General features: G+C 32.6%; 13 protein-coding genes. 2 read left to right on the plus strand and 11 right to left on the minus strand.

The window, feature by feature from the left end:
• Nucleotides 1–12: 12 nt before the first annotated feature.
• From ortB to glyA, 4 genes are all read right to left on the minus strand, one after another.
• Nucleotides 13–1,425 (minus strand): 2-amino-4-oxopentanoate thiolase subunit OrtB, encoded by a 1,413-nt coding sequence (gene ortB / locus KPL50_RS10145; RefSeq protein ID WP_309245161.1) that lies wholly within the window; start codon nucleotides 1,423–1,425, stop codon nucleotides 13–15.
• 37 nt (nucleotides 1,426–1,462) lie between these two features.
• Entirely contained in the window at nucleotides 1,463–1,753 is a 291-nt protein-coding gene (ortA, locus tag KPL50_RS10150; protein WP_216298346.1) for a 2-amino-4-oxopentanoate thiolase subunit OrtA, read from the minus strand.
• A gap of 250 nt (nucleotides 1,754–2,003) precedes the next feature.
• Complete coding sequence (locus tag KPL50_RS10155; protein ID WP_253200552.1) at nucleotides 2,004–3,398, minus strand: sigma-54-dependent Fis family transcriptional regulator; 1,395 nt, start codon at nucleotides 3,396–3,398, stop codon at nucleotides 2,004–2,006.
• Between the two features lie 145 nt (nucleotides 3,399–3,543).
• Entirely contained in the window at nucleotides 3,544–4,773 is a 1,230-nt protein-coding gene (glyA, locus tag KPL50_RS10160) for a serine hydroxymethyltransferase (protein WP_375372910.1), read from the minus strand.
• Between the two features lie 418 nt (nucleotides 4,774–5,191).
• Here glyA and KPL50_RS10165 point away from each other — a divergent pair, with 418 nt between their 5' ends.
• Both KPL50_RS10165 and KPL50_RS10170 read left to right on the plus strand, forming a co-directional pair.
• Nucleotides 5,192–5,965: a threonine/serine exporter ThrE family protein gene (locus KPL50_RS10165; RefSeq protein WP_216298347.1), complete on the plus strand. Its 774-nt coding sequence runs from the start codon at nucleotides 5,192–5,194 to the stop codon at nucleotides 5,963–5,965.
• Nucleotides 5,962–6,387, plus strand: coding sequence for a threonine/serine exporter family protein (locus tag KPL50_RS10170; RefSeq protein ID WP_216298348.1), 426 nt, complete (start codon nucleotides 5,962–5,964; stop codon nucleotides 6,385–6,387). Before KPL50_RS10165 ends, KPL50_RS10170 begins: the two co-directional genes overlap by 4 nt.
• 40 nt (nucleotides 6,388–6,427) lie before the next feature.
• On the opposite strand, the gene KPL50_RS10175 is transcribed toward KPL50_RS10170, so the two are convergent.
• The 7 genes from KPL50_RS10175 to KPL50_RS10205 all read right to left on the minus strand — a co-directional run bounded on the left by KPL50_RS10175 (nucleotide 6,428) and on the right by KPL50_RS10205 (nucleotide 14,822).
• Nucleotides 6,428–6,691 carry a metal-sensitive transcriptional regulator gene (locus tag KPL50_RS10175; RefSeq protein ID WP_216298410.1) on the minus strand — a complete coding sequence of 88 codons (264 nt, stop codon included), beginning with the start codon at nucleotides 6,689–6,691 and terminating at the stop codon, nucleotides 6,428–6,430.
• Between the two features lie 258 nt (nucleotides 6,692–6,949).
• Nucleotides 6,950–8,734: an aspartate--tRNA ligase gene (gene aspS, locus KPL50_RS10180; protein ID WP_216298349.1), complete on the minus strand. Its 1,785-nt coding sequence runs from the start codon at nucleotides 8,732–8,734 to the stop codon at nucleotides 6,950–6,952.
• 28 nt (nucleotides 8,735–8,762) lie between these two features.
• A complete protein-coding gene (gene hisS, locus KPL50_RS10185) occupies nucleotides 8,763–10,016 on the minus strand; it encodes a histidine--tRNA ligase (RefSeq protein WP_216298350.1) in 1,254 nt (417 codons plus the stop codon).
• A 16-nt stretch (nucleotides 10,017–10,032) separates the two neighbouring features.
• Entirely contained in the window at nucleotides 10,033–11,484 is a 1,452-nt protein-coding gene (locus tag KPL50_RS10190; protein ID WP_216298351.1) for a coproporphyrinogen III oxidase, read from the minus strand.
• A 55-nt stretch (nucleotides 11,485–11,539) separates the two neighbouring features.
• Nucleotides 11,540–12,148, minus strand: coding sequence for an MBL fold metallo-hydrolase (locus KPL50_RS10195; RefSeq protein WP_216298352.1), 609 nt, complete (start codon nucleotides 12,146–12,148; stop codon nucleotides 11,540–11,542).
• Nucleotides 12,149–12,158: 10 nt separating this feature from the next.
• The gene (dtd, locus tag KPL50_RS10200; protein ID WP_216298353.1) at nucleotides 12,159–12,605 is read right to left on the minus strand and encodes a D-aminoacyl-tRNA deacylase; all 447 of its coding nucleotides are present in this window, start codon (nucleotides 12,603–12,605) and stop codon (nucleotides 12,159–12,161) included.
• A 33-nt stretch (nucleotides 12,606–12,638) separates the two neighbouring features.
• Nucleotides 12,639–14,822, minus strand: coding sequence for a bifunctional (p)ppGpp synthetase/guanosine-3',5'-bis(diphosphate) 3'-pyrophosphohydrolase (locus tag KPL50_RS10205; RefSeq protein ID WP_216298354.1), 2,184 nt, complete (start codon nucleotides 14,820–14,822; stop codon nucleotides 12,639–12,641).
• Nucleotides 14,823–14,871 lie beyond the last annotated feature (49 nt).

Here is a 14,871-nt window from a genome sequence, read left to right on the forward strand (position 1 = left end):
ATTAATTTCCCCCTAACATATTTCAACATTATGTTGTTTTAATATTTCAACTACTTTTTTATTACTCAGTTTTGTTTCTGTGGACAAAAACTCAATATCTACCTGTTCAACTTTATTATCTACTAATTTATTTACTACATTTTTCATATAAGAATTTTTTAACCCATCCATATCTAAATCTGTAACTGTTACCTTTGATGGATGAGATGGAATTACTATATTTTCACCTGGTACTTGCTCTTTTGGATCGCCTACATAAACTTTAATTCCGTTATCTTTAGCAAAATTAAGCTGCGGTATTAAATGTTTTCCAGCTCCCGTGTATTCAGTCTCTTGTACAACTATTATGGCATCATCCTCGTATTCTTGAGCAATTGAAAAGGCTGCTACTAGGGAGGTATTTCCTGCTGGTCCTCTTTCTAGTCCTTCAAGCACAGCTAATATTTCAGTCATCCAAAATACATCACCTTGTGTGGTAGTTACATATCTATCCAAATACCTCAGAGGCCTAGCTGCACTTCTAGGTACATCGGATCTATCTGGATTTGTCAAAAATGGAATGCCAAATCCTGTATGTCCTGTTGTAAAGGATTTCTTATTAAAGTCTATATCAGACGCCATATGCAGCCCTGAAAGATCAACTGATGCTCCGATTATTTTCGTTTTAACAGCACCGGCCTTTATAAGTCCCCTAGCAGTACCAGTAACATTGCCACCTCCTGCATGAGTTATAATAACTGCCTCAGGATCTTTACCAAATTTTTCTCTACACTGCTCAGCTATTTCATAGCCTAGTGTTTCTATGCCTGCTACTCCATAAGAGGAATATAAGGAGGCATTATAATAACCTGTATCTTCAAGTATTTTAAGGTATGTATAAAATAATTCAGGTCCTACAGAGAGTCTAATAACTTCTGCTCCAAAACCCTCACATTTTCTTCCTTTTTCTAGTATTTCAGGCTGTCCAACTTTTCTTGAATCATAACATTCGTTTGCTATTATACATTTAAGTCCTCTAATGTTTGCTTGGGATGCAACTGCAGCTCCGTAATTACCTGAAGTAGCTGCGCCTACACCGTTATATCCTCTGTTCATCGCATCAAATACAGATATAGATGCTCTTCTATCTTTAAAACTTCCAGAAGGATTACAGCTCTCATCCTTTACAAATATTCTAGCTGCATGTCCAGTCTTAGAAGTCTTTCTCGCAAGTTTTGTAATGTTTTTTAGCTCTATTAGTGGAGTGTTTCCTACCCCTACCTCATTTTGAATTTCTTTAACTTCATCTAAGCAATATCCAACATCTTTCATCAATCCTTCATAATCAAAGGAAAGCTTGCCAGTTTCATATTTACTATAATCTATTCCTATAGATTTAAGAATTATTTCATTCTTACGCTCCATAAGCTCTTCATATTTATTCACCCTTTATTACCTCCTCTTAAAACTATGATTAAACTCATTATTTTGCTATTATTTCTCTAGCTTGTTTTCCTATATTGCTTATTTCTTCAACATATTTGCCATAGGTATGATAATAGCCTGGCTCTATGTCCACAATTGTGCCTTGAGCAATTCTGCCAATATTAGTTTCAACTTGTACTTGTCCTCCAAGTTCACAATCACTAAGGCACTTTCCACATGTCCAGCTTTTAAGAGGAGTTTTTTTTGTCTCATCTGGTATATTCGAAGCTCTATCTTCTGGTGTTAAAACCGTTTCTTCTACTTCAACCCAGGTGCCTTTTTTTATCATTATTTTTACCTCCCTTTTTTAAAATATTATTGAAAGTACTTTCTTAATTGTAGAGCAATTTCTGTGCCAAATAGAAAACACATGTATTTAAGCCATTGCTTAAATACATGTGTTTATTATTCGCAAAATATTCTGCATATATTTTTTAAAATTGTTGAATTTAAATCAATAATTACTAATTATCTACCTTTTTACAGGGTTTGGTGTACATGCAAAAAATTATGCATACATAGCAAAAAAACTTGCTTCCTTAGAATTCTTCTATTATTTTATGTATTTTTATTTTATATTGAAGATTTTGTCTTGAAATGCTAAGTTCTCTAGCAGCTTTACTAACATTAAAATCATTCTTTTTTAGTATTTTTTCTATTATGCTCTTTTCAATACCGCTCATATAATTTTCTAAATGGAAGCTTCCATCATTTATTGTATTAATGTCATGAACATTAGTACAATTATCATATGCTATTCTAAAATCAAAGTAGTTTTCTGTTAAAATGGAATTATAGTCTGCCATATTTATTGCAGATTCAATAACATTTGTTAGCTCTCTTATGTTTCCTGGCCAATTATATTGTAGAAGCTTTTTCATCATATCTTCATCAATGCCTCTTATATTTTTATAAAGAATTTTATTGTATTTTTCAATTAACTTGTCCACAAATATAGGGATATCGTCTTTTCTATCTCTTAGTGGAGGTATATTTATTCTCAGTACACATAACCTATAATAAAAATCTTTTCTTAATTTTCCACTTTCAATAAGTTTTGCTGGGTCTTCATTTAAGGTAGCGATTATTCTTACATCAATATCAATACTTTTAGTTCCTCCAATTGGCCTTATATACCCCTCTTGAAGTACTCTTAGTAGTTTAGATTGAAGATATGGCTCTAGTGAATTAACCTCGTCTAATAAAATAGTTCCATGATTTGCTTCTTCAAATAATCCTTTTTTATTCTCAGCCCCTGTAAAACCACCTTTTTCTGTACCAAAAAGCATTCCCTCTAGTAATAGAGCAGGAATAGCTGCACAATTTATAGGAATAAATGGCTTATCTTTTCTTACCCCACCATAATGAATACTTTGAGAAAAAACTTCTTTGCCTGATCCAGTTTCTGCATATAATAATACAGAGGAACTTGACATGCTAGCTTTTTTAGCTTTGTCTATAGCGATTTTCATAGTAGGACTATCACCATATATATCACTAAAAGTATAATGGCTATTAATTTTTTTATCCAAATTTTGCAATTTGCAAATGTTCTCAGTTAGTTCTTTTAATTGAGTCATGTCTTTTGCTATTTCAATCACCGCTATAACTTTATTATCTACAGTTACTGGAACAGTAGTATTTATAGTAGTGACTTTTTTCTTATATCCATTACCATAATGTTGTATTAAACCTACAATTTTTTCACCGGTCTTTAATACATTCATAATGGTGGAATCATCATCTTTTACATCTTCTAGATACTCGCTAACCTTTTTTCCTAAGACTTCACTAGGATCTACACCCTCGACTTTTCCCATGGCACTATTATAATATATAGTCTTGCCATCACTGTCTACTACTTGAATTCCTTCCTCCAAATTTTCTAATAGGCATGCTAATATCTTTTCTGCGCTTGGAATTTTACTATCCATATTACCCCTCCCTAATGGAGTATTTACAATTTAAATTAATTATACCACATGGAATTTTATTATGTAAAAAAATAACACCGGCAATGAACCAATGTTATTTTTAATATTTATTTTATATATGGCTCCTATTTAATTCCCCAAGTTCTTAATATAATGGGAATTTACTACATAATTGAACTACTTTTTCTCTAATTCCTTCTAAATTACCCTCTCTATTTTCTATAGTTTCATTCATAAGCTGTGCTATTATTTTCATTTCTGCTTCTTTAAAGCCTCTTGTAGTTACTGCAGGTGTTCCGATTCTTATACCACTTGTAACAAAGGGACTTAATGTCTCGTTTGGTACAGTGTTTTTATTTACAGTAATACCCACAAGGTCTAATAGCTTTTCAGCTTCTTTTCCAGTTATATTTTTGTTTGTTAATTCTATAAGTAAAAGATGGTTATCTGTACCGCCAGATACCAATTTAAATCCGTATTTTAAAAGTTCTTCTCCAAGTATTTTTGCATTTTTAACTACTTGTTCAATGTAAACTTTGAATTCTGGCCTAAGAGCTTCTCCAAAACAAACAGCTTTCGCAGCTATAGTCTGCATTAATGGTCCACCTTGCATACCTGGGAAAATAGACTTGTCTATTATTTTTGCATATTTTTCTTTACATAAAATTGCTCCACCTCTAGGTCCTCTGAGTGTTTTATGAGTAGTCGTTGTGACAAAATCAGCATATGGCACTGGAGACTGATGTGCTCCTGTTGCAACAAGCCCTGCGATATGCGCCATATCTACAAACATATAAGCTCCCACTTCATCACAGATTTCTCTAAAGGCTGCAAAATCTATAGATCTTGGGTAAGCACTGGCACCAATAACTATCATTTTAGGATTATGTTCTTTAGCGAGTGTCCTCACCTCTTCATAATCTATAGTCTCTGTTTCTAGATTAACGCCATAAGGAATGAAGTTATATAAAATTCCTGAAAAATTCACTTTACTTCCATGAGTTAAATGTCCACCATGACTCAGATTCATACCTAGTACTGTATCTCCTGGTTTTAACACAGAAAAGTAAACAGCCATATTAGCTTGTGAACCTGAATGGGGTTGCACATTAGCATGTTCTGCACCGAAAAGTTCTTTCATCCTATCGCGGGCTAAATTCTCGACTTTATCAACTACTTCACAACCGCCATAATATCTTTTAGCAGGGTAACCTTCTGCATATTTATTAGTTAATATAGAACCATTTGCTTCCATTACTGCTTTACTAACAAAATTTTCAGAAGCAATTAGTTCAATATGATCCTCTTGTCTTGCATTTTCCTCTTCAATAATTTCGTAAACTTTTAAATCACTGTTTTTTAAATATTCCATCATATACGTACCCTTCCTCTCTTTTTTAGATTAATTGATTATTTTGAATTTATATTTCTAGAATTAAATAAATTTTTAAAACTAAATAATTTTTGAAATTATTTATTATACTCCCATTATAAAATTTAATAACTTATTAATCAACCTAAAGATGAAATTTTCCACGAATTTTCTGAATTATTTGAGAAATATATTTGTTATGGGATTTTAATACACTTTATAGCATATTACTATAAGTATGGCTATATTTCAGAGTATAAACAATAACAAATAATTCAATTTTCCAAATAATAATAGTTTTTTAGGTTTATGGTATATAATGATAGTACGAATTTATTATAATATAATATGTGCAACTTTATATTTACGCTTAATAATAGCTATATAAATCTAAAATTAGTTTTTACTGAAAGGAGATCCAATGCATATTGATGATATTATTCATGTAGCCACTGACGCTGGAAAAATCATTTTAGAAAATGGTGGAGAAACTTATAGAGTTGAGCAAACTATTACTATGATATGTAAGTCCTATGGCATACCAAATACTGAAAGTTTTGTTACTCCCACAGGCATAATGGTTTCTATAACTAACAGTGAAAATAAGACCATTTCATTAGTTAGACGAATAAATAATAGAACAGTAAATCTTCGTAAGGTTGATATGATTAACAATCTCTCTAGAAAAATAGTTACGAAGCCTATATCTACTTATGAAATGAGAAAGGAAATTGAATATATTAATAATATACCACCTTATTCTCAAATCACTACCACATTTTTTGCTGCTGGCTCTTCAGGTTTTTTCACCTTGCTTTTTGGTGGAAATTATAAAGACTTTTTTATAGCCTTTTTAATTGGAGCTCTTATAAATTATTTAAGTGGATATTTAGATAAATTAGAGGTAAATAGTTTTTTAAAAAATACGCTTGGCGGCGCCCTTGCTGCAAGCATAGCCCTAATAGCTGCCTCTTTAGGTCTAGTTGGTAATATGGATACTATTATAATAGGTTCTATAATGATACTAGTTCCGGGTATTTCCATAACAAATGCAATACGGGATACTATTGCTGGCGATTTAGTTTCTGGTGTATCAAGGTCAGTAGAAGCTCTATTTGTGGCCATTGCCATAGCTGCTGGCACAAGTATAGTTTTTAAAATATGGGTGTTGTTATTTGGGGGTGGTTTAATATGATTCTTAATTCATTTTATGCTTTTTTAAGTTCTCTTGGTTTTGGAGTACTATTTAACATTAGAGGTAAAAACCTTATTATTGCATCACTTGGAGGAGGTCTTAGTTGGTTCACTTATCTTCTTACGGCAAGACTACAACCTTCATTAGTTTTTTCATTATTCCTTGCCTCCTTGGTAGGTAGTATTTACTCAGAAATAATGGCAAGAATTTATAAGAGTCCTGTGACTATATTTATTATTTGTGCAATTATACCCCTTGTTCCCGGTGGTGGAATGTATTATGCCACACTTGAGGCAGTAAAGGGAAATTTTGATGCATCGCTATCCAAAGGAGTTGTAACCCTGTTTAGTGCAGGAGCAATCGCAATTGGAATAGTTTTTGTGTCTTCCATAAGTACAATTTTCAAAAAAATAAAGAAGTAAAATTTGTTTGCAAATTTTACTTCTTTATTTTTTTGTTTTATTATTTTAAAAACATAAGAAAAGTTGAAACTAGCTCTTGAATTTTCTCTTCTTCTATTGGGTCATCTTCACGTATAAGACAGTTTTTTGTATATCTCTCTAAAACAAGGCCACCAACTTTACTCATAGCGGCACGAGCTGCAGCAACTTGCACCAGTATGTTTTTGCAGCAAACTTCACTGGTAACCATTTTTTCTATACCTTTAACCTGTCCTTCGATTTTTCTTAGTCTAACTTGAATATCTCTGACTAGTTCATCATTCATTGCTTTCTCCTTTTCTGTTGTCACTTTACCACTCCTATACATAATATAGTGAAACACTAACCATAGTTAATTATATTTATAATCATCATACCCGGTATAGGTACTATTTACAATTATAGCATCAGGATTAATACAAATCAAGAGATAACCGTGCAATTAAAACATTAATACATAAATTTCACATATTCATTTATTATGAATGCAAAAACAGCATAATATTTGCATATTATGCTGTTTTTGCACAACTATATTATAGTACTATTGCTTTACTGCTGTTTTTGTGATGCCAAGTTCTTCAAGTTGCTTGTCATCAACCATGTTTGGCGCTTGTGTCATTGGACAGAAAGCATTTTGATTTTTAGGGAAAGCTATTACATCTTTAATGTTTTCTGTTCCGGCTAAGAACATTGTTATTCTATCTAGTCCAAAAGCAAGTCCGCCGTGTGGTGGTGGTCCATATTTGAATGCCTCTAGTAAGAACCCAAACCTTTCCCATGCTTTTTCCTGAGTAAAGCCTAAAACTTTAAACATAGTTTCTTGTAGGCTAGAGTCATGTATTCTTATACTTCCTCCACCTAATTCTTCACCGTTTAATACCATATCATAAGCTTTAGCCCTAACTCTACCTGGCTCTGACTCTAAATACTTAAGATCTTCATCCATAGGCATAGTAAAAGGATGGTGGGCTGCTACGTATCTATTTTCTTCTTCGTTATAATCTACTAGTGGGAATTCTGTAACCCATACAAAGTTAAATTCCTTATTATCTTTTAAGATTTCTAGTTCTTTAGCTAATTGTAATCTTAAGGCGCCCAGTGATTGTAGAACGACGCTATCCTTATCTGCAACAATAAGTACTAAATCTCCAGCCTTTGCTTCTACCTTATTTAATATAGCTTTCATTTGTTCGTCACTTAAGAACTTAGCTATAGGGGATTTAATTTCATCTTCTTTATAAGCAATATACGCAAGCCCTTTTGCTTTGTAAGTTTTAACAAACTCACCTAATTTGTCTAATTTCTTTCTTCCCATGTCTGCAGAATTAGTTACTTTGATAGCTCTCACTGAGCCACCATTATCTAGGGCATTTTTAAATACTACAAATTCACAATCACGTGATTCTTCTGTGATATTAACTATTTCCATACCAAATCTTAAATCTGGTTTATCTGAGCCATATTTATCCATAGCTTCTTTGTAGGTTATTCTTTTCATAGGAAGCATAACATCTTCATTTACTACTTCTTTAAATACTTTTTTAATCAGGGCTTCATTTACAGCTATAACATCGTCTTCTTCTACAAATGACATCTCTATATCTACTTGTGTAAATTCTGGTTGTCTATTGGATCTTAAATCTTCATCTCTAAAACATCTTGCTATTTGGAAGTACTTATCATATCCAGATACCATTAATAATTGTTTAAACAATTGTGGTGATTGCGGAAGTGCATAAAAGTTTCCTGGATAATTTCTACTTGGAACTAAATAGTCCCGAGCGCCCTCAGGTGTACTTTTTGTAAGGATAGGTGTTTCTATTTCTATAAAGCCATTCTCATCTAAAAAGTCGCGAATAACCTTAGATGTTTTATGACGTATCATAAGAATTTTCTGCATATCGGGTCTTCTTAAATCAAGATATCTATATTTTAGACGTACATTTTCTGAAGCATCTAAGTCCTCTTTTATGTATATAGGTGGAGTTTCTGATTGAGATAGTATCTTTATACTTTGGCCTTTAAGCTCTACTTGTCCTGTTGGCATATTATCATTTGTAGATTGTCTTTTAATTATTTCACCAGTTACAGCAATACAGTACTCAGGCTTTACTAAATCTGCCTTTTCAAAAGCTTCTTTGTTTATTTCTTCTCCGAATACTACCTGAAGTAGGCCTGTTCTATCTCTTAAATCGATAAAAACAAGTCCTCCTAAGTTTCTCTTTGTTTGAACCCAACCCATTACTGTTGTTTTATTTGATATATGTGTTTCACGAAGATCACCACACATATTGGTTCTCTTTAAGCCGTTTAATGCTTCTGCCATTTTGTTCCCTTCCTCTCTTGACTGTGAATTAAGCTTTAACTATATTAATAATTTCTTGTAAATTATCTAATTTAATTTCAAACTGCTGTCCATCAGACATTCTTTTTATTTTAGCAATTCTTGTTTTGATTTCATCTTCACCTAAAATAATTGTATAGCATGCTCCAATCTTATTAGCATATTTCATTTGAGCTTTTACGCTCTTTTCCATATGATCGCATTCACATTTTATTCCCTTTTCTCTAAGGGAATTCACAATTTTAATTGCTTCATATTTAGATTCACCATTCATTGAACCAACATAAAGCTCCATGTATTTTTCTTTAGGTACTTCTATATTATTTTCTTCCAGGGCCATTAATAGTCTTTCTATTCCCATACCAAAGCCCATAGCTGGAACATCTGGGCCACCTATTTGTTTAATTAAATTATCATATCTTCCACCACCACAGAGAGCAAGACCATTTTTGTCAAGCACTTCAAATACAGTTTTGGTGTAATAATCAAGTCCCCTTACAATAAGTGGATCCACATCAAAGTGTATATCCATAACTCCTAGGTAATTTTTTAAGCTTTCAAAGTGAGTAGAACAGTCTTCGCAAATGTAATTGGATATAATTGGTGCGCCACTAACAATTCCTGTGCAACCATTCACTTTACAATCTAAAATCCTTAGTGGGTTTTTTTCAAATCTACCTTTGCAAGTTTCACAAAGATCCTCATATTTATCTTTTAAAAATTCTTTTAATGCATAATTATATTTTTTTCTACAACTCGGACATCCCATACTGTTGATTTTTAATTGAACACCTTCTATTCCAAGCTCTTTATATACCCTCATAACAAGGCTAATTACTTCAGCATCAATGGAAGCTTCCACGGAGCCGCAAACTTCTACACCAAACTGATGATGTTCCCTAAATCTTCCCTTTTGCATTTTCTCATATCTGAAACATGGAGTAAAATAATATAATTTTGTAGGTTGCACCTCATTAAATAAGCCATTTTCTATAAATGCCCTTACTGCTGGTGCTGTGCCCTCAGGTTTTAGTGTAATACTTCTTCCACCCTTATCTTCGAAAGTATACATTTCCTTTTGAACTACATCTGTAGTTTCCCCTACTCCTCTTTTAAACAATTCTGTATGTTCAAACATAGGTGTTCTAATCTCACGGCAACCATATACGCAGCATAATTTTCTAAATAGATTTTCTACATATTGCCATTTATAAATGTTTTCAGGTAATATGTCTTTAGTACCCTTAGGTGCTTGAATATCCATTTTATCACTCCTTTTACTAGTCTTTTAATTTAATAGTATTGCAACCATATAATGTTTCTAGCAATTCAATTTTCTTTTGGATCATCTCATCTATCCTTTTTATGTACTCTCTAACATCCTTAATATTTGCGAACCTTTCATGCCTGTTTTCTTCTAAAAAAACAACTTTACATACAGCATCTGCACCAAGTGCAATAATCGTCTGTTTTTCCTCAATCATTTGAATATTATATATTCCTTCACTGCCCGGTGTTTTATATCCAATATTCTCCATATTACCCACCATGTTTTTCTGCCTATACATATAATAAGGTTTCATATGAAGTTTTTTAGATAATTCCACAGTATGCTCATACATTTGATTTAATTCTTCTTGACCGGGAACTTCAAACCTATAATTATTAAGCATCTTTTCATGGAGCTTAGAAGCTCTTTTTATGGACAAACCATGAATTGTAATACTGTCAGGTTTAATGTCAAATATTTTATCACAAGTCTTTATTATATGTGAAATCTTTTCCCCAGGCAGTCCTACTATTAAGTCCATATTTATATTATCAAAACCTAATTTCCTTGCCATATCAAATTTTTGGGTAACGCTATCTACGGAATGAGTTCTGCCAATTAATTTCAAGGTATCATCATTCATTGTTTGGGGATTAATGCTTATTCTATGTACTCCATATTTTTTCATAGTAGTTAACTTATTAAAAGTTATACTGTCAGGTCTTCCGCATTCTACAGTAAATTCACGTACATTATTATGCACGATAAAGGCTTCATAAATATATTTCATTATAAATTCAAATTGTTCATCATTTACAGAAGTGGGTGTACCCCCTCCAAAATATACACATTCAATGTTTAGCTTTTTTTCTTGAATATAGTTACTTATCTCTTTAATCTCATGAGCCAGTGCGTGAAGGTATGGCTGTACTATGTCTTTACAACTTTCTATAGGACTCGCTGCAAAAGAACAGTATAGACAACGGGTAGGACAAAAGGGCATCCCAATATAAACACTTATAGTATCCTTGTCACTATTAACAATATTTCTCTCAAACTTTGCAACATCAATACAAAGTTGTGCTTTATCTTCTCTTGTAACATGTTTTTCTTTGAACTGTTCTATGATAGCCTCATCAGAAAACCCCTCTTGTAGCAGTTCAAGAGCTTTTTTAGACGGCCTAATTCCAATTAAAGTACCCCAAGGTAGCTGATTTTCTGTACTTTTTGAAAAATATAAAAAAACAGCTTTTTTTACTTCATCCTTAAGTTTATAGGAATTATCAACCTTGTATTCATAATTTTCAGAGTCCTTTTGTATTGTTATTATATTTTCCATTATTTCAATATTAAAATCATAATTTTCTTCAACAAATTTAATATCAGCAAATAAAAAGAATAAATTTATTATTTGATATACGTCATAATTAAATTTTTCATTATTTAATTTTACCTTAATCATTTTAACTCCTTACTAACTATAGTTTATAAAAATTTTAGTGCTATTTTAGACTATATTAATCCTTTAAAAAAGGATTTCCCAATTTTTCATTATTTATTGTACTACTTGATCCATGACCAGGATACACTATAGTATCTCCAGGAAGGCATAAAAGCTTCAATTTAATACTCATAATTATAGTATTGAAATCTCCTCCTACAAAATCTGTTCTTCCGATGGAACCTGCAAAAAGAGTATCTCCTGTGAAAACAGCGTTTTCAACTTTAAAGCACATACCACCAGGTGTATGACCTGGTGTGTCTAAACAAGTAAACTCTAAGTTAGAAATTTTTATTACGTCCCACTGCTTTAGTAATTTGTCTGCCCCACCTTCAATAAGAGGACCAAATAAATACTCGCCCTTTGTTATTAAGTCGTCGTCTGCTTTGCTTATACAGACTGTTGCCTTTGTGATTTCCTTTAGTTTAGCCACACCGGTGGTATGGTCTAGATGTCCGTGAGTCAAAAGGATATACAAAACTTTCGCGCCCATAGCATCTATAGCACGAGCAATCTCCTCCACGTCTCCACCTGGATCTACCACTATAGCTTCTTTTGTAGTCTCATCCATAACAACATAACAATTTGATCCATATATTCCTGTAACAAGTGTTCTAATTTGCATATTAATCCTCCTAGAAATCTTTCTTGCTCTCAATAAGTAAGGTTACCGGTCCATCATTTTGTATAAAAACCTGCATATCCGCCCCAAAATCTCCAGTTTTAACTTCACCTAATATTCCCTTGCACTGTTTAACAAATTCTAAATATAATATTTGGGCTCCATCTCCACCAAGTGCTCTCATGAAATTAGGTCTTCTGCCTTTTCTACAATCACCGTATAGTGTAAATTGAGAAACTACAAGCATTTCCCCACCTACATCTATTAGAGATTTAGTCATTTTTTCATCTTCTTCAAAAATCCTAAGATTTAATATCTTATCCACTAGGTATTTTACATCCTCTTCCGTGTCATCCTCGCTAATTCCTAGGAGAATATTTAGCCCAAACCCTATTTCACTAACTAATTCACAATTTACTTCAACCCTTGAAGATTTTACTCTTTGCACTACTGCTCTCATAAATATCCATCTCCTAAATAATAAAAATATCCCTTAGTTTTTTAATCTGTATACTTCTATTACACCAGACAATTTAGTGATTTTCTTTTGTAATTCCTTCAAATGCTCCGTATCAGAAACCCTTAACTTTATATTTATTAAAGCCACATTATTTTTTAGTGTTTTTGCGTTAATTGAGTATAACTGAGTCTTTGTTACTGTTATTACCTCCATTATGTCCGACAATAACCCATATCTATCATCTGCTTTAATTTCAATCTCAGTAATATAGCCTTTTCCCTCAGAAGCTCCCCAGCTTACTTCAACCACTTTATTAATTTCATTTTTCATTAAGGCTTCAACATTTTTACAGTCCTTTAGGTGAACAGAAACTCCACGTCCCTTAGTTATATAACCTATTATTTCATCTCCTGGAACTGGATTACAACACTTTGCGAACCTTACAAGTACATTGCCCTCACCTTTGACTACTAGCCCCGAAAAATCAATTTTCTTTTTCTCTTCTTTGCTTGTAGTCTTGGTTATCTTTTGTTCAATGTCCTCAATTGTCAAATTTTCTGTTTTATTTTTATTTTCAAAAACTTCTCTCAACCTATTAACTACAGTTGAAGGCATAATATCTCCTACTCCAACATAAGCAAACAAATCATCTAGAATTTTAAAATTATATTTCTTGTATATTTTTTCTATTGCTTCACCCTTGGCAATTTCTCCAAAATTGTGCCCTTGTCTTTTGGATTCTCTTTCTAATACTTCTTTACCTTTCTCAATACTCTCATCTCTTTTAGCTTTTTTAAACCAAGCTTTAATTTTACTTTTAGCTTGATTGCTCTTTGTAATGTTAAGCCAATCAATATTAGGACCCTTAGGTGACGGCGAAGTTACAATTTCAACTATTTCTCCAGTTTTTAGGTGATATTCCAGGGGTACCATTCTTCCATTTACCTTTGCTCCCATGCACCTATGACCTATATCTGTATGAATTCTGTACGCAAAATCAATTGGTGTTGCATCAAGGGGTAAATTAATAACTTCTCCCTTGGGTGTGAAGACAAAAACTTCATCTGAAAATAAATCAATTTTAAACCCTTCCATAAACTCTTCTGCATCAAAGGTTTCCCCTTGCCATTCAAGAATATCTTTTAGCCAAGAAAATTTAGAATCGAAATTTTCATCATCACTGCTCTCTGTGCCCTCTTTATATTTCCAGTGAGCAGCAATACCATATTCCGCGGTTTTATGCATCTCATAAGTTCTAATTTGAATTTCAAAAGGTTTTCCGTGTGGTCCTATCACTGTTGAATGAAGTGATTGATACATGTTGGGTTTAGGCATTGCAATATAATCTTTAAATCTTCCCGGAATTGGTTTATAAACCGTATGCACAATCCCTAGAGCTGCATAACAATTTCCAATATCATTTACTAAAATTCTAACTGCAGTCAAATCGAATACTTGATCTATAGTTTTGTTTTTGGAAACCATTTTTCTATAAATGCTGTAAAAATGCTTTGGCCTTCCATCGATGTCAGCCTCTATTCCTACAATATTTAAGTTAAATTTCAATTCTGATATTATGTTGCTAATATTATCTTCTCTCTCAACTCTTTTTTCAGCAATTTTCCGTACTAAATTATAATATTCATTTGGGTTTAAATATCTAAGTGATAAGTCTTCTAGTTCCCATTTAATTTTAGACATACCTAGTCTGTGTGCTAAGGGCGCATAAATATCCAAAACTTCTTTTGCTTTTAGCTTTTGCTTCGCAACAGGCATATATTTTAGCGTACGCATATTATGAAGCCTATCTGCGAGCTTAATAAGGATAACCCTAATATCCTTTGCCATAGCTAAGAGCATTTTGCGAATATTATCTGCCTGTTCCTCTTCCTTAGTCTTATATTTTATGAGACCGAGCTTTGTTACACCCTCAACTAAATTTGCTATCTCTATACTAAATTCCCTGCTTATATCTTCATAAGTATATACGGTGTCTTCAATTACATCATGAAGTAAGCCCGCAACAATTGTGCTAGTATCAAGTCCCATTTCTGCCAAAATACAGGCTACTTCTAATGGGTGAACAATATAAGGCTCTCCTGATTCTCTCTTTTGCTCTTTATGTGCGGCATAAGAAAAATTAAAGGCCTTAACAATAAGATCTTTATCTAGAATATTACAATTATTTTCAATCTTATATAACAATTTTTCCAACATGGCTTATACACTCCTAAAATCAAAGGCTGGTTTAATTAACCAGCCTATA

Origin of the sequence: Clostridium sp. CF012 (genome assembly GCF_018861755.1) — a bacterium.
Classification (GTDB): Bacteria; Bacillota; Clostridia; order Clostridiales; family Clostridiaceae; genus Clostridium_AD.

Bases quoted from the DNA above. Each gene is read 5' to 3' on its own strand.
- ortA (WP_216298346.1), bottom strand. From the start codon at position 1,753: ATGATAAAAAAAGGCACCTGGGTTGAAGTAGAAGAAACGGTTTTAACA.
- KPL50_RS10155 (WP_253200552.1), bottom strand. From the start codon at position 3,398: ATGGATAGTAAAATTCCAAGCGCAGAAAAGATATTAGCATGCCTATTA.
- glyA (WP_375372910.1), bottom strand. From the start codon at position 4,773: ATGATGGAATATTTAAAAAACAGTGATTTAAAAGTTTACGAAATTATT.
- KPL50_RS10165 (WP_216298347.1), top strand. From the start codon at position 5,192: ATGCATATTGATGATATTATTCATGTAGCCACTGACGCTGGAAAAATC.
- KPL50_RS10170 (WP_216298348.1), top strand. From the start codon at position 5,962: ATGATTCTTAATTCATTTTATGCTTTTTTAAGTTCTCTTGGTTTTGGA.
- KPL50_RS10175 (WP_216298410.1), bottom strand. From the start codon at position 6,691: ATGAATGATGAACTAGTCAGAGATATTCAAGTTAGACTAAGAAAAATC.
- aspS (WP_216298349.1), bottom strand. From the start codon at position 8,734: ATGGCAGAAGCATTAAACGGCTTAAAGAGAACCAATATGTGTGGTGAT.
- hisS (WP_216298350.1), bottom strand. From the start codon at position 10,016: ATGGATATTCAAGCACCTAAGGGTACTAAAGACATATTACCTGAAAAC.
- KPL50_RS10190 (WP_216298351.1), bottom strand. From the start codon at position 11,484: ATGATTAAGGTAAAATTAAATAATGAAAAATTTAATTATGACGTATAT.
- KPL50_RS10195 (WP_216298352.1), bottom strand. From the start codon at position 12,148: ATGCAAATTAGAACACTTGTTACAGGAATATATGGATCAAATTGTTAT.
- dtd (WP_216298353.1), bottom strand. From the start codon at position 12,605: ATGAGAGCAGTAGTGCAAAGAGTAAAATCTTCAAGGGTTGAAGTAAAT.
- KPL50_RS10205 (WP_216298354.1), bottom strand. From the start codon at position 14,822: ATGTTGGAAAAATTGTTATATAAGATTGAAAATAATTGTAATATTCTA.